Source organism: Williamsia sp. Y853, from assembly GCF_056786495.1.
Map to the genome: position 1 here is coordinate 474,649 of NZ_JBXCJC010000004.1, position 22,741 is coordinate 497,389.

General features: G+C 62.7%; 19 protein-coding genes. 11 read left to right on the forward strand and 8 right to left on the reverse strand.

Features of this window, described 5'->3' with window-relative positions; translation table 11 throughout:
• Positions 1–17: 17 nt before the first annotated feature.
• Positions 18–1,535, reverse strand: coding sequence for a tyrosine-protein kinase domain-containing protein (locus AC1TPF_RS22785; protein ID WP_482145381.1), 1,518 nt, complete (start codon positions 1,533–1,535; stop codon positions 18–20).
• Complete coding sequence (locus tag AC1TPF_RS22790; RefSeq protein WP_482140574.1) at positions 1,528–2,889, reverse strand: hypothetical protein; 1,362 nt, start codon at positions 2,887–2,889, stop codon at positions 1,528–1,530. The genes AC1TPF_RS22785 and AC1TPF_RS22790 overlap by 8 nt, the downstream gene beginning before the upstream one ends.
• A 354-nt stretch (positions 2,890–3,243) precedes the next feature.
• Here AC1TPF_RS22790 and AC1TPF_RS22795 point away from each other — a divergent pair, with 354 nt between their 5' ends.
• Positions 3,244–4,422 carry a polysaccharide biosynthesis protein gene (locus tag AC1TPF_RS22795; protein ID WP_482145382.1) on the forward strand — a complete coding sequence of 393 codons (1,179 nt, stop codon included), beginning with the start codon at positions 3,244–3,246 and terminating at the stop codon, positions 4,420–4,422.
• Between the two features lie 16 nt (positions 4,423–4,438).
• Here the strand turns inward: AC1TPF_RS22795 and AC1TPF_RS22800 are convergent, their stop codons facing one another.
• From AC1TPF_RS22800 to AC1TPF_RS22810, 3 genes are all read right to left on the reverse strand, one after another.
• Complete coding sequence (locus AC1TPF_RS22800; protein ID WP_482140570.1) at positions 4,439–5,935, reverse strand: sugar transferase; 1,497 nt, start codon at positions 5,933–5,935, stop codon at positions 4,439–4,441.
• Between the two features lie 140 nt (positions 5,936–6,075).
• Positions 6,076–6,720, reverse strand: a complete 645-nt coding sequence (locus AC1TPF_RS22805; protein ID WP_482140568.1) for a GAF domain-containing protein — start codon at positions 6,718–6,720, stop codon at positions 6,076–6,078.
• Positions 6,721–7,114: 394 nt separating this feature from the next.
• Positions 7,115–9,352 (reverse strand): NADP-dependent isocitrate dehydrogenase, encoded by a 2,238-nt coding sequence (locus AC1TPF_RS22810; RefSeq protein WP_482140567.1) that lies wholly within the window; start codon positions 9,350–9,352, stop codon positions 7,115–7,117.
• A 199-nt stretch (positions 9,353–9,551) separates the two neighbouring features.
• Here AC1TPF_RS22810 and AC1TPF_RS22815 point away from each other — a divergent pair, with 199 nt between their 5' ends.
• A complete protein-coding gene (locus tag AC1TPF_RS22815; RefSeq protein ID WP_482140565.1) occupies positions 9,552–10,121 on the forward strand; it encodes a DinB family protein in 570 nt (189 codons plus the stop codon).
• Positions 10,122–10,128: 7 nt separating this feature from the next.
• On the opposite strand, the gene AC1TPF_RS22820 is transcribed toward AC1TPF_RS22815, so the two are convergent.
• Complete coding sequence (locus AC1TPF_RS22820; protein ID WP_482140563.1) at positions 10,129–10,680, reverse strand: flavin reductase family protein; 552 nt, start codon at positions 10,678–10,680, stop codon at positions 10,129–10,131.
• A 269-nt stretch (positions 10,681–10,949) separates the two neighbouring features.
• Positions 10,950–11,741: a GntR family transcriptional regulator gene (locus AC1TPF_RS22825; RefSeq protein WP_482140561.1), complete on the reverse strand. Its 792-nt coding sequence runs from the start codon at positions 11,739–11,741 to the stop codon at positions 10,950–10,952.
• 450 nt (positions 11,742–12,191) lie between these two features.
• On the opposite strand from AC1TPF_RS22825, the gene AC1TPF_RS22830 reads away from it, so the two are divergent.
• Entirely contained in the window at positions 12,192–13,067 is an 876-nt protein-coding gene (locus tag AC1TPF_RS22830) for an ABC transporter substrate-binding protein (protein ID WP_482140559.1), read from the forward strand.
• Between the two features lie 277 nt (positions 13,068–13,344).
• Positions 13,345–14,580: an MFS transporter gene (locus tag AC1TPF_RS22835; RefSeq protein WP_482140557.1), complete on the forward strand. Its 1,236-nt coding sequence runs from the start codon at positions 13,345–13,347 to the stop codon at positions 14,578–14,580.
• Between the two features lie 135 nt (positions 14,581–14,715).
• Here AC1TPF_RS22835 and AC1TPF_RS22840 read toward each other — a convergent pair whose 3' ends face one another.
• Positions 14,716–15,804 (reverse strand): acetamidase/formamidase family protein, encoded by a 1,089-nt coding sequence (locus AC1TPF_RS22840; RefSeq protein WP_482140555.1) that lies wholly within the window; start codon positions 15,802–15,804, stop codon positions 14,716–14,718.
• Between the two features lie 252 nt (positions 15,805–16,056).
• Here AC1TPF_RS22840 and AC1TPF_RS22845 point away from each other — a divergent pair, with 252 nt between their 5' ends.
• The 7 genes from AC1TPF_RS22845 (at position 16,057) to AC1TPF_RS22875 (ending at position 22,735) form a co-directional block, all read left to right on the forward strand.
• Positions 16,057–16,950, forward strand: a complete 894-nt coding sequence (locus AC1TPF_RS22845; RefSeq protein WP_482140553.1) for a VOC family protein — start codon at positions 16,057–16,059, stop codon at positions 16,948–16,950.
• On the forward strand, positions 16,928–18,217 hold the full coding sequence (locus tag AC1TPF_RS22850) for a hypothetical protein (RefSeq protein ID WP_482145383.1): 1,290 nt from the start codon (positions 16,928–16,930) through the stop codon (positions 18,215–18,217). Before AC1TPF_RS22845 ends, AC1TPF_RS22850 begins: the two co-directional genes overlap by 23 nt.
• A gap of 5 nt (positions 18,218–18,222) precedes the next feature.
• Positions 18,223–18,969: an IclR family transcriptional regulator gene (locus AC1TPF_RS22855; protein ID WP_482140550.1), complete on the forward strand. Its 747-nt coding sequence runs from the start codon at positions 18,223–18,225 to the stop codon at positions 18,967–18,969.
• Positions 18,970–19,190: 221 nt separating this feature from the next.
• Positions 19,191–20,030 carry an IclR family transcriptional regulator gene (locus AC1TPF_RS22860; RefSeq protein WP_482140549.1) on the forward strand — a complete coding sequence of 280 codons (840 nt, stop codon included), beginning with the start codon at positions 19,191–19,193 and terminating at the stop codon, positions 20,028–20,030.
• A gap of 179 nt (positions 20,031–20,209) precedes the next feature.
• Entirely contained in the window at positions 20,210–21,064 is an 855-nt protein-coding gene (locus tag AC1TPF_RS22865) for an ABC transporter permease (protein ID WP_482140547.1), read from the forward strand.
• A 10-nt stretch (positions 21,065–21,074) separates the two neighbouring features.
• A complete protein-coding gene (locus AC1TPF_RS22870) occupies positions 21,075–21,938 on the forward strand; it encodes an ABC transporter permease (protein WP_482140545.1) in 864 nt (287 codons plus the stop codon).
• A 29-nt stretch (positions 21,939–21,967) separates the two neighbouring features.
• A complete protein-coding gene (locus AC1TPF_RS22875; protein WP_482140544.1) occupies positions 21,968–22,735 on the forward strand; it encodes an ABC transporter ATP-binding protein in 768 nt (255 codons plus the stop codon).
• Positions 22,736–22,741: the final 6 nt, after the last annotated feature.

Here is a 22,741-nt window from a genome sequence, read left to right on the forward strand (position 1 = left end):
GTCCCACCGGCCCTTGGTCAGACGATTGTTTTGACGGGACGGGACGCAGGTGCCAGCAGATGAGTACCTGACAATCGTTTGCCTCGTTTGCGCACGCTGCGGACCAGTGGCCTCGGAAAGTCATTGAGCACAACGCCGCACATGCGGACTCCGGCCAATGACAAGCGCTCGAGGGCAGCACTCAGCTCTGCATACCTGGTGTGGTCGGACCGCGCCACCAGCAGGATGCCGTCGGCCCAACGTCCCAGCACGAGCGCATCGGATCGGGTACCCAGCGGTGCGGTGTCCACGATGATGTAGTCGGCGCGAGTGGCGAGATCTGCCAGTCCGGTGCGCATCCGACCGGTGCCGATCAGCTCGGACCAACCGGCCGCCGCGGGACCGCTTGAGATGAGCGAGAGTTTCGAATATCTACTCGCAGAGACATATCGGCCGATGTCACCATCACCCTGAAGGTAGGTGGACAACCCGGCCGGTGCGGCCTGGTCCCCGGAGCCCTCGGTGTCTGGTGGGGCCGCGTCGACGTATACGACCTCGTTTCCGCTCTCTGCGAGAGCGACTGCGAGGTTCACCGCGACCGCTGTCTTGCCGTCACCGCTGACCGCGCTTGAAACGACGATGGTTCGGCAATCGCCCCGGCCGGGTTCGTGGTCGGCGATCACGGCGCGAAGCCGGCGGAATGCTTCGGCCGCAGGACTGTTGCTTTGATAGTCGACGAGACCGGATTCCAGAGCCTTGTCGGCAGGAATGCCTGCCGACACCGGCCCGGACAGAAACTTGCCGAGTGCGCCCGCATCCTGAACTCTTCGGCTCACCTGTGTCCGCAGATACGCGTAGAGCAAGCCCACCAGCAGTCCCGCGACCACGCCGAGTGCGGTGTTGCGCACATACTTCGGGCCGCCCTCGGCGTCGTCGGACAGAGCCGGGCTGATCACGGACAACCGCACCGGGTCGGCGTCCACCGTCGCCGGCTGTTCGGGCGTAGAGGTGATCCCGTCCACCGTGGCCGGCTGTTCGGGCGTAGAGGTGATCCCGTCCACCGTCGCCGGCTGTTCGGGCGCAGAGGTGATCCCGTCCAGCGACGAGACGGTGCCCGGAAGCGCTTGTGCCAGGCCGTTGGCAAGCTCTGCGGACGTGTCCGCGTCGTCCGCACGGACCGTCACCGTCAGGATCGCGCTTCCGACGTTGGCGCTGGCCGTGGTCATTTCACGCACATCGGAGATCGACATCGCCAGTCCCGTGTTTTCAAGCGCGGTTTCGATGACCAGGTCAGAGGTCAGCAATTTCGTGTACGCCTCGGTCCGCTGACGACTCATACCATCGGTGTCACCGAAGTGGGGCGTCTGGTAGATCACCGCCGACGACTCGTAGCTCGGCGACTGCGCAGTGGTCAGGACCGCGCCCAGGAGCCCGCCGACCAACGCTCCCAGTAGTAAGACGATCCAGCGATTGCGGACCGCGGCAACCGCGGACCGTAGCCATTCGCTGCCCGCATTGCCCGGTCGATATGCAGTACCCGCAAAGTTGCTAGTCAAGTGACTTCACATTTCCTCTCGGAACCATGCGTTCCAGCTTTCCGATGGACGGTCCCCGTGCCGCCAAGAACACGCAAGCAAGCGTCAGCAGGACGAGGAAAAGGGTAATTCCCTGGGTCAACAATTGAATACGCCACACTTCGGCAAAGCAGTAGGCAATAACCCCGGCCGATCCGGCAACCACTGGTCCGTATGTCAGGAACCGCCCGAAGACGTAACCGGCCAGCGGAAACAGCAGAAGCGTGTAAAGCCATCCCCACGCTCCAAAATCTGCGTAGGTATCGGCGAATTCGGAGTTGGTCGTGAAGTTCGGCGCAAATGAGACAGTGAATTCGTACGAGTCGCCGCCCAGTGATTCCTTGGCCCTGACCTCGTGCGCCGGGACCAGGAAGCTGGGCAGCGCAGCCGCCGCCGAGTCGACCGGGGCCCCGGGGTTGTCGAAGGATCCGCGCATGACCGCATCTGCCACTCCAATGGACACCTGTGCAGGCACGGCAAGGTAGGCGCCGGACTGGTAGAGGTTCATCGCGATCGGATTCGACACACCCGCATCGCGGTAATAGTTGCCGTTCCGGATGAAGTTGAGTGCGGTGAGGAGCGTGAACATGATCGCAACCGCGACGAACAGCTGCCAAGGCCGTACCGATTTACGGTCGGCACCGGCAGGTTCGCGGGGAACCGCGGTCTGCAAGACGACGTACACCACGACCGCCATCAGCAGCGATAGGCGAGACGCAATCATCGAGTTCGCCACCAGGAGTAAGACTGCGAACAGCATGAATCCGGGGTGCAGCACCTTTTTTCGCCACAGGTAGACGCTGATGGGTGCCGCCAGGATGGTCGCATACCGAAGCGTCGCCATACCGGCCGAATCCGGTAGCGCCTCCGTGAACGTATTGCCGGTCTGGGTGGTCAAAGCGTCGCTGATCGATGTCGCGGCGGCGATTCGGGAGTACGCATACCCGACGCCGATCGCGGACACCGCGAGGATGAGGAAAAAGTACCGCCGCTCGAACGTCGGACCGGTGGTGCGCTCGACGAATTCCGGTGTCGGCGTTGTCCCGAGCCCCAGTCGCCAACCTACTGTCGCCAGGACAACGACAGCTCCGTACCAGACAGCCAGCAACGTCACGCCGGGAACGGTGAACGGGGCCGGTTGAAGAAATCCGCGCAGGTCCATCCATGAGCCCGCCGGGCATCCCCCGGCCGAACACCAGCCGATCAAGGACGCCCACGCAATGAACGACCCGAGGACCGGGATGAGGATTACAACGGCCGGCGCGAGCCACCATGTCGGTGCATTGCTACGCGGCAAACTCTCCGCGGCCGATTTCGGCAGAAAATCAAACTGCATGTTGATGGCGGGGTGTGATTGCGCAACAATTCTGCGGCCGGGCGGGACCGAAATATCGACCGGTGGAAAAGGATGTCGCACAACCCATCGCTGAGTCCTCTCCATCACAAACAAAAGTGGCTCGATCTCAGCGAGCACGGTAGCCAATCCGTGACATAGAGTACTACAGGTGGAGCGTACATTCCGGTGCAGAAGTGCAGTAGGGAACTGGCCACCCGGAATTGTATCGACCCGATTGAATGCCGAAGCGAAGAGTATTCGATCGCCGCGTCGCGGGGCGGTCATTGACATCCATTTCGAAGAATTCATGGACGTGACCGGCGAGGCCGACGTGTGGTGACACGAATACGGTCAGTGGTTGACGGGAAGCGCGTCGAGCCGCTGGTGCAAATCGCCGCCGGGCTGGCACTCAACGCTTTCCCGGCAATTTTCATCGCAGTATTCGCGCGCGTCGCGCCCATCGACCAACAGGGCCGCCTGGCTGTTTCGCTGGCGATCGGAACCTACGTGGCCCAGCTACTGTCGGCGTTCGTCGTCGAGTCCCGCCTTGCCACCCCAGAGGCAGACCACAAGATATCGATGCCCTGGTGGATGGTGTTGCTGAGCCTTGTGTCCGGGACCCTTCTCATCGTGAGTCCACCGGTACCGCCAACGGTCATCACGCTGATCGGTGTGCTGGGACTGTCGTCGGGATTGCTGATGGCCCGCACGATCGGAGTCGTGCGGGGCAGTTGGAAGCTCGAATCTGTTGCCGCCTCAGTCCTCATGGTTGGCTGTCTGAGCGCCTTGATCCTTGCCGTGCACGAGAACTCCAACTGTATAAGGGTTCTGGCCGCGGGTGCTCTGCTGGCCATCCTCATCAGGTGTTGGCCACTGCCGGACCGGCGGGAAACGGGTCTACCGCCTGACCTGACCAGAGCTGCGTGGGTTACCGGCGAAACCGCGACAGTTGGCATGGTGCAACCAGCATTGGCGTCGTTCATCCTGGCGATTCTCGGCCCGTCGGCAGCTGTTGGTTTCCGGGTTGTCTCAACCATTTCGGGAATTCTTGAACCGATCCTCGCCTATGGCCGCGTGCGCCAACTCGCCCATGGGCACAAGGGTGAGGTGGCAGGCGTCGCGTTGATCCTTGTTGCCGGCACGGCTGCGATCTTCGGCAGTGCGTACCTGGGACTGTGGAGCTTGATCTTCGGTCCCGCCTGGAGCAGCTCGCTGTATGTCGGTCTGGCAATCGCATGCATGTGGAAGGTGTGCATGCTGATCACGACCATTCCGTTTGCCGCGCTGCGACGGGCGGGGCAAACGAAGATGGTCTTCTGGCTCAGAGCTGCGAACACCGCTCTCTACGTTGTGCTGGGACTGGCCTTCTTGTTCGGTTTTCACTCCAGCACTGCGGTATTCGTGTCGTTTGTCATCACCGAGGTACTCATGTTCGTGCCGTATCACGTGGCCGCTTCAATGTTGGCGCCGGAGTACCAATCGGTCTTCGTGAACAGGAAGCGAGCTCACAGACTCGCATCCGAGAAGGCATGAAGACTGTGCGCCAGAATCATTCGGCCCGTTTGAGCACTGCGAGCACGGTCAGCAGCAGTATCTTGATGTCCAGCCACAGCGACCAGTTCTCGATGTAGTAGTTGTCCCATTCGGCGCGGTCCGCGATGGATGTCTGCCCGCGCAGGCCGTTGACCTGGGCCCACCCCGTGACGCCGGCCTTGACCCGGTGCCGCTCGCCGTAGCGGCGGATCTGCGCCTCGAAAAGGGTTACGAATTCGGGACGTTCGGGTCGAGGTCCGACCAGGCTCATGTCACCCCGAAGGACATTGAGCAGCTGGGGGAGTTCGTCCATCGACGTCGACCGCATGAGCTTTCCGATCCGTGTCCGTCGATCGACACCCTCGACTCCGCCCGGTGCGTTGCCGACTTTCGGAACATACGCAGGCGTGGCGGGATCGGGCAGCCGCATCGACCGGAACTTGAGGCAGCCGAAGACCTGCCCGTCACGCCCCACCCGTTGCTGAGCGAAGAAGATCGGCCCGGGAGAACTCAACCGCACCAACGCTACGAGCAACAGGAAGATGGGTGAGATCGCCAGCAGGATAAGCCCCGCGGTGACGCGGTCGCTGATGTGTTTGGCGCGAAATTGCCACCCGCGTGGATTGGTGTGGGGCACAGACAGCAGCGGCATACCGCCGATGTGGTCGACGACGCTCTTCGAGCCGATCACCTCGTACATGCGGGGCACCACCCACACCCGTAATCCGTGGCGGTGCGCGATGCGGACCGCTGCCGTCAGCATCTCCCAGCGAACGTTTGTGAATGCCACGACGAGACGTTCGGCCTGAGTGCTGGCAATGGCGTCTTCCAGCTGGTCAACAGTGCCCAGGTATGGCACTTGGTCGGTGTCGAGCCTTTGGTCACCGCGGGTGAGGGTTTCGGCCGACAGCACGCCGACGGGGTTCATCCCGTGTTCCGGAGCCGCGATCATTCGATCGATGACGTGCTGGGTGACCGGCCCGGACCCGATGACCAGCGTGGGGGACACCAGATGGGAGTGCCGTTGCAATCGGCGTTGGACCAACACACGAACAAGGCGCCCGACCGGTATGAGAATGCTGGCGCACACCCACAACTTCGTCACGGCTATCCCGGGCCGATCGGTGATCCCGAAAATGACCAGGTTGCACAGCAAGAGCATCGTCGCGATCGCGGCAGAGGAGAGGATTCCATAGAACTCGTCGAGGAATCGGCGGTTGAGTGAGCGGTGATATAACGATCGCAACCCCATCACGATCACGACGACAGGAACAAAAAGCGCGAGCCACCACAAAGGTGGGTGGGGTGAATCCGACGTGAGCACCCACCACCAGGCGAGTCCGACCGCGATCGACGCAGACAACACATCTATGGAAATTGTGGTGATGGTGCTCAACGGATCGGTCCGAATGAGTTCGCCGAATGTTCTTCGAGAAGTCGGAGAAATACGCGGGGGGCCACTGGGGCTGGTCGATGGTTCGACCTCCAGTAATTGTGGCAATTCCCACTCCATTCACGACGAGCCAGTTCACCGATAAAATTGGCGCACTCACAATTAATCACACTCTATCTGTGCCGTCGCAATCCGCGCTCGGTTCGAGCGCGGATCATTGGTCTCAGTCGACCTTCGAATTAATATCGGGTGCTGAGATTTTAATGATCGAAAATGACGTTTCGGACTACGTCGGCAAGGTCGCTCATTATCTGAATCTCGCCGCTCGACCAATGATGCGGATCGGTGTCCCAGGCGCAGAGCGTACCTACCGCCTGACCCGCGTCGTCGATGATCGGAATGCCGATGTATGCGCCGACCGCACCGCTTCGGGCGGACGAATGGTCCCCGAGTACCGGATGGTCGGCGATGTCGTCGATGATGAGTGGGGCTCCGCTGGCCACCGCGTACACGCAGAGCGAATCGGTGAGGGGATACGTCCGTCGGTCTCCGATGTCACCTGAGCGGGAGGCGATCGCGGCGTGTACCTGCTCGACGTCGGTGATGATGTTCAGCGCGGCATACGGGATCCCGATTGCCTCGATGGTCAGGCCGACAATCTGATCGACCGCCGGATGAGGTCCCGGCTCGAGTAGTCCGGTGTCGTGAGCCGCGCGCAGCCGTTCGCTGTCGCCGAGCACCGACCAGAGTGGGGATTGCGCACCCCCGTCGGGCGAACGTAGACCTTCGAGAACGGCAAGAAGAGCAGGATCGGCATATGCACCGGTGACGGCTGAGAAATGGTCGCGAGGGGCGCGTTCGGATCGGTCAGGGGAATCCGCGATCGTCTCTTGTCGTTCACCCACTCCGTGGTCGCTCGAATTGGCAGAACTTTTTGCGTCCGTCGAGCGCAGTGGATCCATTTCTCATCTTTCGTGAAGCGGTAGCACGCTTTTGTACTACCGCGATCGGCCTGTCGAGTACACATTTGGTGCCGCCACTGTGCCTGCCAGACCATCGATAACCCGGTCGGCCAGGGAGGGCTGACTCCGAGTATGCCGTGAGGATGCATTTCGCGACCATTGCGAGGATGACGTTTCGCGACGGCTATTTCAGATTTGACGATAATTGGCATGGATGCCACAACAGAAATCCACTCCACCTAAAGCGATCCGCTCCACCCATAGCGAACCGCTCCAGTTGCGTCGTGCTGCAACTGGAGCGGATTCGTGGAAGTGGAGCGGATCAGTGAACCGTGGTTCAGGCCTGCGCGGAACTCAGAGCCTCGTTGAAGGTTTTGCTCGGGCGCATCACAGCAGTTGCCGCCTCGGCGTCCGGCAGGTAGTAGCCGCCGATGTCGACGGGCTTGCCCTGGGCGTCATTGAGCTCTTTCACGATGGAGTCTTCGTTCTTCGCCAACGTATCTGCCAGCGCGGCAAAGTGTTTCCGCAGTTCCTCGTCCTCGGTCTGGTTGGCCAGCTCTTGCGCCCAGTACATGGCGAGATAGAACTGGCTGCCCCGGTTGTCGAGTTCACCGGTGGTGCGTGAAGGACCCTTGTTGGTCTCCAGCAACTTGCCGGTCGCCGCGTCCAGCGTCTTGGCCAGAATCACTGCCCTGGCGTCGCCGGTCTTTTTGCCGAGGTCTTCCAAACTGACGGCGAGAGCAAGGAATTCGCCGAGCGAATCCCAGCGCAGATGGTTCTCTTCCAGCAACTGCTTGACATGCTTGGGAGCCGAACCGCCTGCGCCTGTCTCGTACAAGCCGCCACCGGCCATCAACGGCACGATCGAGAGCATCTTGGCGCTGGTGCCGAGTTCGAGGATGGGGAACAGGTCCGTGAGGTAGTCACGAAGGATGTTGCCGGTCGCGGAGATGGTGTCCAGGCCGCGGACCACTCGCTCGAGGGTGTACCGCATGGCGCGGACCTGAGACATGATCTGGATGTCGAGGCCCTCTGTGTCGTGATCTTTGAGGTACGTCTTGACCTTCTTGATCAGCTCGTTCTCGTGCGGGCGGTACGGATCGAGCCAGAAGATGACCGGCATCCCGGAATCGCGGGTGCGCGACACGGCCAGCTTGACCCAGTCGCGGATCGGGGCGTCCTTGACGATGCACAGACGGAAGATGTCGCCGGCCTCTACGTTCTGCGACAGCAGGACCTCACCGGTGGCCAGGTCGGTGATGTTGGCGACGCCGTCCTCGGAGATCTCGAAGGTCTTGTCGTGTGAGCCGTACTCCTCGGCCTTCTGTGCCATCAGGCCGACGTTGGGGACAGTGCCCATGGTGGTCGGGTCGAATTGGCCGTTGGTCTTGCAGAAGTTGACCATCTCTTGGTAAATCCGGGAGAAGGTGGACTCCGGGTTGACGGCCTTGGTGTCCTTGGGGCGACCATCGGCGCCCCACATCTTGCCGCCTGCCCGGATCATCGCGGGCATGGACGCATCGACGATGACGTCGCTGGGCGAATGGAAGTTGGAGATACCCCGTGCCGAATCCACCATGGCGAGTTCCGGCCGGTGCTCGTGGCACTTGTGCAGATCCTCGATGATCTCGTCACGCTTCGAGGCGGGCAGCGACTCGATCTTGCTGTACAGATCCGACAGGCCGTTGTTTACGTTGACGCCCAGCTCGTCGAACAGGTCGCCGTGCTTGGCGAATGCGTCCTTGTAGAAGACCCGCACGGCGTGCCCGAAGACGATCGGGTGCGAGACCCGCATCATCGTCGCCTTCACGTGGAGCGAGAACATGACGCCCGTCTTGTAGGCGTCCTCCATCTGCTCCTCGTAGAACTCGATCAGGGCCTTCTTGCTCATGAACATGCTGTCGATGACGTCGCCGTCGGTCAGGGAGACCTTGGGCTTGAGGACGATCGTCTTGCCGCTCTTGGTCAGCAGTTCCATCTTCACGTCGCGGTCGCCGTCGACGGTCATCGACTTCTCGCCGTGGTAGAAATCGCCTTCGCGCATGTGCGCCACGTGGGTCCGCGAGGCCATCGACCACTCGGTCATGCTGTGCGGATGCTTGCGGGCGAATTCTTTGACGGCCTTCGGTGCGCGGCGGTCCGAGTTACCCTCGCGGAGAACCGGATTCACTGCGCTTCCGAGGCACTTGGTGTAGCGATCCCGAACCTTGGCTTCTTCTTCGGTCTTCGGGTTGCCCGGGTAGTCGGGGAGTTTGTAGCCCTTTGCCTGGAGTTCCTTGATGGCCTCGACCAGCTGCGGTACCGAGGCGCTGATGTTCGGCAGTTTGATGATGTTGGTCTCGGGCAGTTGTGTCAGACGGCCCAGTTCGGCGAGGTTGTCCGGCACCCGCTGATCGTCCGTCAGGTAATCGGGGAACTCGGCAAGGATGCGGCTCGCAACCGAGATGTCACTCGACTCGATGTTGATGTCGGCCGCATCGGCAAACGCACGTACAACCGGGAGGAATGCGTGTGTCGCAAGCATCGGCGCCTCGTCCGTCAGTGTGTAGATGATGGTCGGCTGCTTTGCGTTCATATTCGCCTTCGTCTCCAGTTTCGTCGCGTCATGCATCGGTCCGTCTACCCCCGTGTCCGTAATCTTAGGACCCGAGGCCCCTGTGAGCGCGGACACCTCGGAAGCACTCTATAGTTGCGGCCACAATTGCGGACCGTAACTGTCCTATATGGGTCATAACGTGGGCACTGTTCACATCAGTTCCCGAAAGGACTCGATCATGGCAGGCACCTACACCTCCGTCGCTCTCACTGTCCCCGTCACCGGCGAAAAAGCGGACATTTTGACGCTTCTCTCCGACCAGCGGGCCCTGCTGAAAGTCACGGCACGCAACCTCACCGACGCTCAGGCCCGCACACGGACGACTGTCAGCGAACTCACCATCGGCGGTCTGATCAAGCACCTCGCCATAGGCGAACGTGGACACGCGCAGACGATCCGGGAGCGCGACGAGAACGCTGAGTTCGACATGAGCCAGCTCGCCGACGTGTACACGCTCCGGGACGACGAAACGCTCGAGTACTGGATCAACGAATACGACAGCGCCGCCGCCGGCTACGACCGCGTCATCGCCGAGGTGGCGAGCCTCGACGAGTTGATCCCGCAACCGACGGCACCCTGGCAGCCCGAGCGGGAGTGGGCGTCCGTCCGCACAATGGTGCTGCATCTGCTTCGCGAGACGGCGCATCACTGCGGGCACGCCGACATCATCCGTGAGGCTCTCGACGGACAGAGCACCATGGCTGCCATCTCGGAGGGTTCGGACTGGGCCGGTCTTCCGGCCGAGTGAGCCGCCGTCACGGGGCGGTGCGTTGCAGCTTTCGGAAGGCGCTGCGGTGGAACACGATCGGTGCGACGTCGTCGAATACGGTGAGTCCGTTGACCGACAGCAGGACGATCGCGTGGTCACCGGCCGGAATCTCATCGACCACGCAGGTGTCGAGCCAGATGCTGGTGCCGTCGATGAAAACCGCTCCTGCTTCGCTGGTTTCGGTCACCAGACCGGCGAAACGATCACCGGTCTTGGCGGCCAACAGGCGCGCCGTCGCGTCGTGTGCCTCGCCGAGCACGCTGATACCCAGATGCGATGAGCCGCGCATCTTCGGCCAGGTGGTCGAGCTGTTCTGCACACAGAACGCCACCAGTGGTGGGTCGAGTGACACGGGCACAAAGGTGCTCGCCGCCAAACCTGTCCGCTCGCCGTCGACCATCGAGCAGATCGCGATCACGCCACTCGGGAAGTGTCCGAAGGCATCCCGCAGTACTCGTTCGTCGGTGTGGGTCGGTGTCACGGCCGATGCCGTTCGAGCGGAATCGGCCTTCGTGTCCGCCACGATGGTGACCTGCATGCGATATGCCTCTTTCTGTCAGTTACTTGATTCCGGATCGCCATCGGCCTTGAGATTCTGTGGATGGCATCGAGGTCGGACGAGGATGCGTTCTGGCGGCGACGGGAGGGGGACTGTTGCATCTAAGCAGCCGAGGGCCGGGTGGCGCAGGGCCTGGTTTGGGGCCGGTTGTACCCGCTCAGAAGCGCGAACGCCACGTCCTCACCTGGCGAAACGTGCCCAACACGGAATGCTCACATGGAGGCAACCTCGAAGCGCCTGCGTGCCTATCAGGTGTCGGGCAGGCTGCGTTCTCGCACGGCGTTGAACGTGACGGTGACACGGTCGTTGCGATGTCGGCCGTAGGTCACCAGGAGCACGCGACCGTCGTCGTCGAACAGGGTTGATTCGAGAAAGAGCAGCGGTGTGCTCTCCGGCACGCCCAGGATGGTCGCGACACCGGCATCGGCGGCGACGGCCGAGACCGCGCGAGCCGCCGATGCGATGGACCTCTGTTGTCCCATCTCGATGTACGCGTACACGTCGCCGGCCGCGATTGTCTCGTCGATGACATCTGCGGCCACCAGGGGGAGCAGGTAGGTGCGCAGTTCCACGGGTGTGCCATCAGCAGACTCGACGCGCTCGAAGACGGCCAGACGCGTTGCATCAGCAGGCAGGTCCAGACTCGTTCTCAGGGTGTCCGGGATCGACTCGAGAACGCTCAGTCCCAGGAGAGCGGAATCGAGGCGTGCGTAGCGCCCCGCGATCTCCGAGCCGTCCAACAACCTGTCGAATCTGTACCGACTCGGGATCATGCCGGGGAAACTGCCGGTTCCGACTTGACGCCGAATGCGTCCCTCGTCGGCCAGTAGGTGCAAGGCTTCGCGGACGGTGTTTCGCGATGCGCCATGACCTTTCGAGAGGGCGGACTCGTCAGGTAGTCGTGTCACTTGATCGGGTTGGTGCTCGAGTGTGCCGCTGAGGATGTCCCGTAGGCGACGTGCTTCCTCACGCCGACGCTCACCGGTGCGAACCCGGAGGGCATGGCTGGTGACGCTCCGAGGGAACTTTCCGTACTCCACACCTGTACATCTACGGAACTGGTGTTGCTGCAACGAAACGGTGAGGTTACCAACACGGACCGCCGGGTGTGGCAAGGACTTACCAACCCGTGTCGGGGTGGCGAAGCCGGATTGGTCGACTGTGGTTGCGGCCGCGTGAGCTGCGCGAAGACGTCGGGTTTGATGCCGGATGCCCGGCGAAACGCGAGTGTTACGGCCCCGCGACCGACGGGCAATCTGATGAGAACACCATCTCCCATAGCAAGATCGCATCGCGTGTCCAGAGATGTGTTCACCGACTATGCATGTGCGGCTCTGTCCGCTCAGGAGGAATGCCCCGTGATTTGTACGCGTCCAACAGTCAGGACTTTTGGAGTCACTGCAGCCGTCGCAGCCACGTTGATGGTGGCCGCCTGTGGCGGGAGTTCATCGGATTCGGGAAGCTCGGCCGATCCCAACGCGCCGATTTCCGTGAAGGTCAGCAGCCTCAATCTCTGCGATGAGCGCTACCTCTACTGGGGCGTCGAGAAGGGAGTCTTTGCCGAACACGGGCTCGACGTCACCGTTGTGCCGGGAGTCGGTGGGGCGCCGGGGATCGCGGCGTTGCAGCCCGGTGAGGTGAATCTCGCGTTCACCGACCCGTTCAGCATCTTCCGTGCCGAGGCGCAGGGAATCGATCTGACTGTTGTCAGTGCCGCGTATACAAGCGCTCAGCCACCCGCGCCGCAGGCCGGTGGTGTCGCGGTGAAGAAGGGGTCGGACATCAAGGGCGCCGCCGATCTCGAGGGCAAGAAGGTTGCCGTCAACGAACTCGCAGGCATCAATCAGATCATGATCGAGAACTGGGTGCGTGAGGCCGATGGCGATCCGTCGAAGGTCGAGTTCGTCGCACTGCCCTTTCCCGAGCTCGGGCCGGCAGTCGTGTCGGGTCGAGTCGATGCAGGTCAGCTTCCGGCCTCGGCTCTCGCCATGAATTCCGGCACCCTGGACTCCATCGGCAACGCGTTCACGTCCGCGAATGGTGGCTACGCGATCTATGCGACGTATACGGGCATGACCGACTGGATCAAGGATCATCCGGGCGTGGAGGACAAGTGGCTTGCGGCGATGAACGAGTCGATTGAGCAGATTCACGACCCGGCGAACGAGGCGGAGTCCTTCGAGATCGCCAGTGCCGTCTGCAAGACGCCCGCCGCCACATTGTTGGAACTGCCCGGGAACACCATCACCTCGTCCGTCGACATGGCGGTCCTCGAGGACATGGCCCAGATGGCACTGAAGTCCGATCAGCTCGAGAGCATGCCCGACCTCGAATCCCTGGTGGCTCCAGGTGTCCAGGTCGGCTGAGTTCGGCTGACTCCGACTCCCGAAGACAGAGATGGCCCCCGGAGGAATCCGGGGGCCATCGCTGTTTGCCGCCTGATCACCCGGCCCCGCCGGTGGTCGTGGCCCCAGAGGTGTTGGTAGGGGCAGGCATTCGACGGTCTCTCATCGTGGTCGTGGTGGTGGGCAATTTGATCCGGGCCGACCGCGGCGAAAGCACATCGGGAACGGTTATCTTGGTTGACACGACGGTATCGCGCATTACAAGATGAACTATGTGGTGGGCGGAGAGTGGCGCGGCATGACGCAGATGAAAGAAGAAGCGTTGGTCGTGGTGCCCGCGGCCGCCCGCAAACCCCGATACCGATGGGTTGTGCTGGCCGCAGGTGTTTTTGCCCAGGCTTCGGCAGCGTCGGTGCTGCAGGGCATGCCCAGCCTGTCGCCCGTGTTGCGATCGCAGTTCTCCCTGTCGCTCACCGCGCTGGGATTCGTGTTGGCCGCGAGCACGATCGGGCTGATGTTGTTTCTCGTGCCGTGGGGCTTTCTCGCCGATCGGATCGGTGAACGATGGGTCATGACGGTCGGTCTCGTGCTCGGCGCCTGCGGCCTGATCGGCGCCGCCCTCTCGACATCGATGTGGGCGCTGATGGTGTCGATGGCGCTGGCCGGGGCCTCATGTGCAAGCGTGAACGCCGCCAGTGGGCGTGCGGTCATCCTGTGGTTCCCGCGCTCCGAACGCGGACTTGCGATGGGTGTGCGGCAGACCGCGATCCCCCTCGGCGCGGCCGTGGCGGCAGTGACGCTGCCTGCGGCGGCCAGGGCATGGGGACTCAGTGGTGCGCTATTCCTCGCGTCGGCTGTCTGTGGCGTCGGTGCGGTCGTGGTGCTCGTGTTCATCCGCGAACCCGACGGGCCGGTGGAAGCGGAGGGGCGGACGCGCGAGTCCGATGTTCACGCGGGCAGCACCCGCGTCCTCGTGCAACTCTGCGTCGTTTCGTTTCTTCTTGTCGTGCCGCAACTGACGGTCGTGGGATTTCTGGTGGTCTATCTGGTTGATGGGCACGCGATGTCGGCGATCGCGGCCGCCGGAGTGCTCGCACTCGTCCAACTCGGTGGGGGCGCGGCACGTATCGGACTTGGTGCGTGGTCGGATCGCAAGGGGGTGCGTCTGGCCCCGTTGCAGCACGTAGCGGTGGTGACCAGCGTGCTGTTTGCGCTCGCCGTCGTCGGGGAGATGATCGGCGGGGCCGTCGCGGTCATCGTGCTGGTATGCGCCGGTCTGTCGTCGATCAGCTGGAACGGCCTCGCGTTCACGGCGATCGGGGAGTTGGCCGGACCCACGAGGATCGGGCTGTTGCTGGGGGTGCAGAACACCGCCGTCGCGGCGGGGATGGCGATCACCCCGCCGCTGATGGGGGTGATCGTCGAGACGACGTCGTGGCCATTCGCCTTCGCGTGCGTCGCCTGCGTCGCGGCGGTCGCCGCCGCGGTGTTGAAACGGATCAGAATTGCCACCCGGTCGACGCCGACGGGTTGAACCTCGCTGCTGCGATTCGTCGTGGGATCAACGGGCGGCGTGATGAACAGCGTGCTCGAACACCCCGGATGGACAGATCCGCCCCTGCAGGCAGCCCGCGAAAGGTTACCGGCAGGGGCGGATCTGCTTCCTGTTCTAGATCCAGGCGGGGAAGTCGGCCTTGCGGATCAGGCAATGCACGCCCTTGACGTCGTCCACGACCTGGCTGACCACGAAATCGCCTGCGGCACTGAGGTACAGATAGGCGATGGACTCCGGGACGGAGGCGACCTGGCTGAGCAGCCGGATCGCCTCGCGGATGCACTTTTTCATGGCTTCGTTGAGGTCTTGATCCAACCCCATGGTGATCCAGTGGGTGGGGCTCTCGCCGAACGGGCCGTCGATGGCCCCGGTGGCGGGATAGGCCTGCGCCGCAGAGAGAACCGTCAGCCGAACGGTCGTACGCAGCGACGCCTCGAGCGCGGTCAACGAGACCTCGCCGTTGCCCTGCGCGAAGTGCGGGTCGCCCATGTAATAACCGGCGCCGTCCACCTGGACCGGTAGGTACATCGTCGACCCCAGTCCCAGGTCGCGGACGTCCAGATTGCCGCCGTGTGCCCCGGGTGGGATGGTGTTCAGGGCGACATCGGTGTTGGCGGTGAGTCCGGACAGGCCCATGAATGGGCTGAGCGGGAACGTGATTCGTCGTTTGTCACCCCACCTCATCGTTGCGGTGAACTCGTCGATGTCCGCAGTGCAAAACTGGCTGATGATCGGTACGGGCTCACCGGTCTCATCGCTGACCGGCCGTTCGCCGGCCAATGCGCCCAGTCCGTGACGGCTCGAGACGACGCCGTAGGGCACACGGGGTGTGAGGTCGAGGTACTCGACCTTGAGGATGTCGCCGGGCTTTGCGCCGTCGATGTGAATCGGTCCGGTGACAACGTGTGGGCCGTCCGGCCCCCTGGTGTGCACCACGTCGGATGCGGCCAGTTCGACGAGGTCTTCGAGGACATCTCCCGCCGATACACCGTGGGAGCCGAAGTATGACAGTGGATCTCGTCCCTGATCTTCCATCAGGCCCTCGTGGGAGATGGTGTCGATGGTGACGGTCTCGCCGGAGGCGATGGTGAGAACGGGTTCACGATCCGGAGTCGGCAGCCGTCCCCACGACACCGTCTTGGGGGACGCGGCCACGTAGTGATCGCCGAGACGTTCCCCGGAGTGTGGTTGCAAGATGGGCATGGAGGATGAACCTTTCGAGCGGGGAGATGAGGGTGAGGGTCGGGTGTCTGGGGGTGGGGCACGAGCTTCTCGCCCCAACATGGACGTTAGTGACCGATCACTGCCCTTAGGTTACGTACGTGTTGCATTACGAGACGTTGTCCCACATCGCTTGACGGTCAGTCTTAGGGCTCTTACCCTTTTCGTATCCGCTGGCGAACGGTGGTCACACGTGGGCGCCAACGGCTTCCACGCATACGAAAGGCAAGGTCCGTGTCCGAACCAGGCATCAACCGCCGTCGGGGGCCCGCAGGCGCAGCATTTGTGCGCCTCGCGGTCCCCGACATGGCCGCCACCATCGAGTTCCTCGAATACCATGTCGGCCTTGCCGTCGAAGGCCATGACGACACCCATGCCTACCTTCGGGTCGGCCTGGAGCACCACAGTATCGAATTGATCTCCGATCCGTCGCTGACCGAGTTCCGTTACGACGGTGTGGGTTTCCACGTCGCCGATGAAGATCTCGCGGATCTTCGGCGCCGGGTTGCCGATTCGGGGCATGAGGTCTTGCCATTGACCGATGGGACAAAAGGGCTGTGCCAGGAAGGTTTTGCGGTTCGTGACCCCAACGGCACTCTGGTGGAGTTGTTCACGGGCCTCCTCGAATATGCGGAGGAGCCGTGGCCGGACCTGCGGCCGCAGCGGCTGGTCCATCCGTTCATCGTGACCGACAAGTACGAGCAGACCCTGGCCTTCTACCTCGATGTCCTCGGGTTCATGCCGTCTGACTATGTCGAGGACTTCACGGCGTTTCTGCGGTGTGAAGACCGCTATCACCACAGCCTGGCCATACGTCGCAGTACGAAGTTCGCACTGGAGCACCTGTGCTTCATCATGGGCGACATGGACGGTGTGATGCGGCGCCGTGCGCGAGCCCAGTACAAAGGCGTGAAGATTCTCGGCGACGTGGTGAACCACTCGGCGTCGACCTCGATCGCGTTCTATCTGTTCGACGAAAAGCACGGGCCCCGTTACGAACTCTGTGACGGACACCGCATCTTCTCCGCGGAGGAACATGAGACGCACCGTCCGCGTCGTCTCAAACGAGATCCGCGAAATATCGACATCTGGCGTGCGGAGGCCGATGACCGGACCTGGGCACACTGACCCTGACGACACCGACCCGACAGGCATCGACAGCCTGCTCGGGGCGATCGGTGTTCTCACCGGAGCGCCGACACCGCGGGGTGATGAGCGGCAAACCGCGTATGCGCTCGCCCGGTGGGCCTGCCGACGCTGGCCGGCCTTGGCGTTCACGGTGGACGAGATCGGTAGTGGCGGCGCAAACCTGGTGTGCTGCACGAGAGTTGCGTCGCGCGACGATCTGCTTGTCTACTCCCACCTCGACACGTCCCTGACGGGGATCGGCTCAGCCGATCACGACGTCACCGGGTCCTGGGCAGACGCACAGGTGGGCTTCACCCGGCGAGGAGATGCCGTGTCGGCGTTCGGTCTCGGGGTGGCGCGCGGTCCGGCGGCAGCGGCGCTGGTCGGATTCGCCAGTGCTGCAACATTGTTGTCGACGTCCGCACCCCGCTCCCTTCGACTGGTGCTTGCCGGTGGCGGAACACATGAGAACACGCTTGGTGAGCGTCCCGGTCCTGCCGATGCGGTCTACAGCGGTCTGAAGGACCATCTCGAGGCCTACCCACCACCTGGCGCCGCGATTGTCGCGAAATGTGGTCCGCCGGGAGTGCTGTGGGAGGAACCCGGCGCGGGATATCTGCGTATCCGGGTTTCGGGTCAGCGGGGGGCGGTGCTGAGCCGGGACCGTGCACATCCACCCGGTGGCCTCCCCGTTCACATCGGCGCGATATGCGCCACATTCGAGGACTGGCGCCACCGGCTGACGCGCAGTGGCCACCGCGATGGTCAGATCGGGCGTGAGGCGGGGATCGGCGCGATCAGGGCGGGGTCGGTTCGCAAACCCGATCTGCTGCCGTCCCATGTCGACCTCTACGTGTACCTGGTCACCCTGTCCGGCGATGTCGTCGCCGACCTGGCCGCCGATCTCTGTTCGGCAATGGACCGGGCCTTCGCGGGCAGTCCCCTCGAGGGCTGCACTGTCGCAGTGGAGCTGACGACGCCGCAGGATGCCGGTGTCACGCCACAAGATTCTGTGTTCGTGAACACTGCCCGCGCAGTATGGCAGAGTCACCACGGAAGACGTGCCCCTGACGTGACCGGTTGGACCGGATCCACAGACGGTGCGTTGCTCCGCGAGGCCGGTGTCGAAACCGTCCGGACAGGGCCGGTTAGTGTGGCGGACGACAACGATGCCGATCGCGACGTGCTGCGAGTCAGCGAACTGATGCGCTTTGCGCATATTTACGCCGACATCGGTGGCAGATGGGCGGCTGGAGAGAAGAGGTGACGGTGGTGGCCAAGACACCGGAAGAAAAGGGTGCGCCAGTCATCCAGGCGGTCGAACGTGCTGCTGTCATCCTGTCTGCCTTCACCCCGGCTCGTCCGCGGTTGTCGCTGAACGAGATAACCGCGGCGCTGGGCACCAGTAAGGCGACGGCGCACCGCTACACCAAGGCGCTGCGCGAGGTGAACCTACTCCGTTACGACCCCAACGAAACGGTGTATTCGCTTGGCCCCCAGGTGCTCACGTTGGCGGCCGCGGCCCGATCCGGGCTACCGGTGATCAAGCTTGCAGAACCGCTGATGGAGCAGCTCCTCCGGGAGGTCCAGGAGACGGTTGTGCTCAGTGTGTGGGACGGCGAAAGCCCTATCGTGGTCGCCTCCAACGACAACACCGATCATGTGGCGCGCGTCGCCGTGCGCCTCGGTGCCAGGCTGTCGCCGACCGCGTCCGCGCAAGGGCGGGTGTTCTGCGCCTACCTCCCCGACGAGGAGGTCCCGATGCTGCGCCGCGAAATCCAGTCCGATCCCGAGTTCGCCGCCGAACTGGTACGCATTCGTGAGAGTGGCGTCTCGGTCAAATCTCCTGTTGTCAACGGACTTCGCACGTTGGCCGCCCCGGTGTTCCAGGCCGATCACGTTGTTGCGGCACTCGCGGTGGTGGCGACGTCGGTCGCAACCGATGAACAGGTTCAGCGAAATATCGACGCGCTTCGCAGCAGCGCCGAGCGTCTGTCGGCGGCCCTCGGCAACGGATGACATGCGTCGGGCACACCTACTGTCCGGGGTGTTGTGTGTCCGCTGACCGACGCAGATTGTTACGACGGCGATACGAACTGTCTGTCATATTGCGAGATGGTATCCCGCATTGACGTAGACGTGGTTCGCGACTTAGCCTCCCAGTAGCGCCATGCTCCGGCCCGCATTCGGGCAGCAGCCGTGGTCACGCCGGTCGACATCGGCATCCAGGGAGAGGAATCATGTGCGGTATCGAATCGCGGAATCCGCCGGCGATCCAGTGGGAGCGGACGTGGGCGGTCATGGCGGATGAACCCGCGGTGACGGTGCCGATCCCGGTGCCGGAACCGGAAGCCAAGGCCCTACCGGCCATTCAGGCAGTCGAGCGAGCCGCAACGATCCTCGCGGCGTTCACCCCCCAGCGTCCGCGGATGAGCCTGGGTGAGATCACCGTGGTGCTCAATACCAGCAAGGCGACCGCGCATCGCTACACCAAGGCGCTGCGGGACGCGAACCTCATTCGATTCGATGACGGTGAATCCATGTACTCATTGGGGCCACATGTCATGACGCTCGCGGCAGCGGCCCGCGCGGGTCTGCCAGTCATCAAGAGTGCCGAAGTCCATATGGAAAAACTCCTCGCCGAGGTCCGGGAGACGGTGGTCCTGAGCGTCTGGGATGGGGAGAGTCCAATTGTGGTGGCCACCAACGACAATACCGAGCAGGTGGCACGGGTGACGGTCCGCGTCGGTGCACGGCTTTCCCCGACGGCCTCGGCGCAGGGAAGGGTTTTCTGTGCGTTTCTTCCCGAATCCGACGCTGCGATGGCGCGCACGGAACTTCGCACCAATCCGGAATTCGCTGACGAGCTCCAACGCATCCGTTCCACCTACGTCTCGGTGAAATCGCCAGTGGTCAACGGTTTTCGGACGTTGTCGGCCCCGGTGTTCGCCGGTGACCGGATCGTGGCGGCCCTGGCAGTGGTTGCCACGTCTGTGTCGGTCAGCGGAGACATCGACCGGCATATCACCGCCCTCAAGAGCGCCGCGGAGGCTCTGTCCTCCGAGCTCGGACCGGGCTGACTGCGGTGGACGCGTGTATTTCTGGTCGGATCGGCAGGTTACGGGTGTGAAACACGCTGGTAAATCTTGGGATTGGGAACCTCGGCGAATTGACAGCGCAGTCACGCCTTGGTCGAATTGTCGCGTAGTGCGAGACAACGTCTCGCACTGAACTCACATACAAATCGAGAGTGCAGCCCATGATCACGACGACGTCGCAACAAGAGCTTGCGTCGCACGCGAAGCCCTCCACGGGTATCCGAGCTGTCGCAAGCGTGCGCAAGGTGATGATGAATCCGGATCGGGCTCGTGCCGTCGGCCTGGGTGCCCTTGGAATCGTCACGTTGTTGCTGGCGTGGACGGTGGCCGTTGCACTGGAACTCGTGCCGTCGAGTTCCCTGCCGTATCCCTGGGCGGTAGCCGCCGCTCTGCCCGACCTGTTGACCGACAGCGAGTTCCTGTCGAGCCTGGGCGACACGATGTGGGCGTGGCTTGCCGGGTTGGTGCTCAGCTCGGTCACCGCCATTGCGGTCGGACTGCTCATCAGCACGATTCCGTGGCTCACGCTCCCCGCTACATTGGCGGTCAACGTGTTTCGCTCGATACCGGCGACGGCTCTGATCCCGGTGGTGATCCTGATCTTCGGACTCGGCCTGGACATGAAGGTGTCCGTCGCGGTGTATGCGACGTTCTGGATCGTCCTGATCAACACGATGTATGGGGTTGCATCCACGGAACCGATGCGAAAAGATGCCGCCCGATCCATGCAGTGGGGCTGGCTCCGGACACACACCTACGTCACCTTGCCCAGCGCGCTCCCGTCCATCGTCATCGGGCTGCGTATCGCCTCCGGTGTTGCGCTGGTCGTGGTCATCAGCGCCGAATTACTCGGCGCGAAGTCCGGTTTGGGGACCTTGATGGTCCAGTATCAGCAAGCGCTGAGGATTGACGTGGTGTACGCGATGCTGCTGGTGATCGGTGTCATCGGAATGACCGTCTACACAGTTCTCGTGCGAATCGAGAAGACTTCGATGAAGTGGGTGCACATTGTCTAGCGTCACCGAGTTGCGGCCTGAAGTTGTTGCGGCGCAGCCCCCGGTCGTCCAGCGGAAGTCCCGGACCACCTTCGCCGCTGCTCGTCGGATCCTGACGCCGATCGGGGCGCTGTGGTTGCTCGTGGCACTGCTCATCGCCTGGGAAGTATTCGCTCAGACCTCGCCGACGGTGTTCTTTCCGCCGTTGAGTGATGTTCTTGTGCAGTTCCGCAAGGACTGGCTGTCGAGCGATCCGTCGATGTTGTTCCTCTCCAGCGACTTCTACGACACCGTTCCGGTCAGTCTCGGACGGCTCGCTGCGGGATGGGGACTGGCCGCGGTTGTCGGAGTCGTGTTCGGCATGGCACTGGGTCGCAGCCCGATCCTGGCCGGGATGTACAACCCGATCGTGCGCTTCTTCATGTCGTTGCCGAACGCCGCGTTATTGCCGATCGTGTTCCAGATCTTCGGTCCCAACAGCTCGATGAACATCTTCCTGATCTTCTTCGGCACGGTGTGGCTGATCGTGGTCAACACCGCAGACGGAGTCGCGGGCGTTGATCCGCAATGGATTCGAAGTGCTCGTAGCATGCAGCTCGGGAAACTGGACCTCTATCGCCGCGTGCTGCTCCCGGCGGCGATGCCCCAGATCATGGCCGGGCTACGGGTGAGTATCGGCATCGGGCTCATCTTGATGATCATCTCGGAACTGTATGCGACGACCGCGGGTCTGGGCTACAACGTCATGGTCTATCAGCAGACCTTTCAGTACCGGCAGATGTGGTCCGCATTCTTACTGATCGCGGTGCTGGGTGTCGCGCTGAACGCCATCATGACCACCGTCGAGAAGCGAGTCCTGCGGTGGCAGCGCCGAAGCTCGCTACGCGATCTGTAGACCAACCCACAACGCACGCAGGGAGAGCCATGAAGCTTCGTATCGAAGGGGTCACCAAGACCTATGGTGAGCGTTTGGCGCTTGCCTCCACCACGGTCGCGATCGGCGAACAGGAGTTCGTCTCGATCGTCGGACCGTCGGGATGTGGCAAGTCGACGCTGCTGATGATGATGGCCGGCTTGCTGTCACCGACCAGCGGGCAGGTGATGCTCGGCGACCAACAGGTCGACGGTCCTCCCTTCGGTCTGTCGGTCGTGTTCCAGGACTACAGCCGGTCGCTGTTCCCCTGGATGACCGTTCGAAAGAACCTGGTCATGGCCGCGGCCGCGTACAAGCTGCCGAAATCGGAAGTGGCCCAACGGGTCGAACATGCGTTGACCTCGGTGGGGCTGCCAGGACAAGGCGACATGTACCCCTGGCAGATGTCGGGCGGTATGCAGCAACGCGTTGCGATCGCACGGGCGCTGGTCGTCGAACCCAAGGTGATGTTGATGGACGAACCCTTCGCCGCCGTCGACGCGCAGACCAGAGCGGACCTCGAAGACCTGGTGCTGAAGGTCCGCGACGAGTACAAGGTGACCATCGCCTTTGTCACCCATGACATCGATGAGGCGGTCTACCTCGGGGATCGGGTGCTGGTTCTGGCGGCACACCCGGGTCATCTGGTCGCAGACATCCCGGTGGATCTCGGGCATGTCCGAGATCAGGTGACCACCAAGCTGAAACCGCGATTCGCCGAATTGCGTACCGAGGTCTTCCAGCTCGTGATGCGGCCGACCGAAGCGGTCGTGGCCTGACGTTGT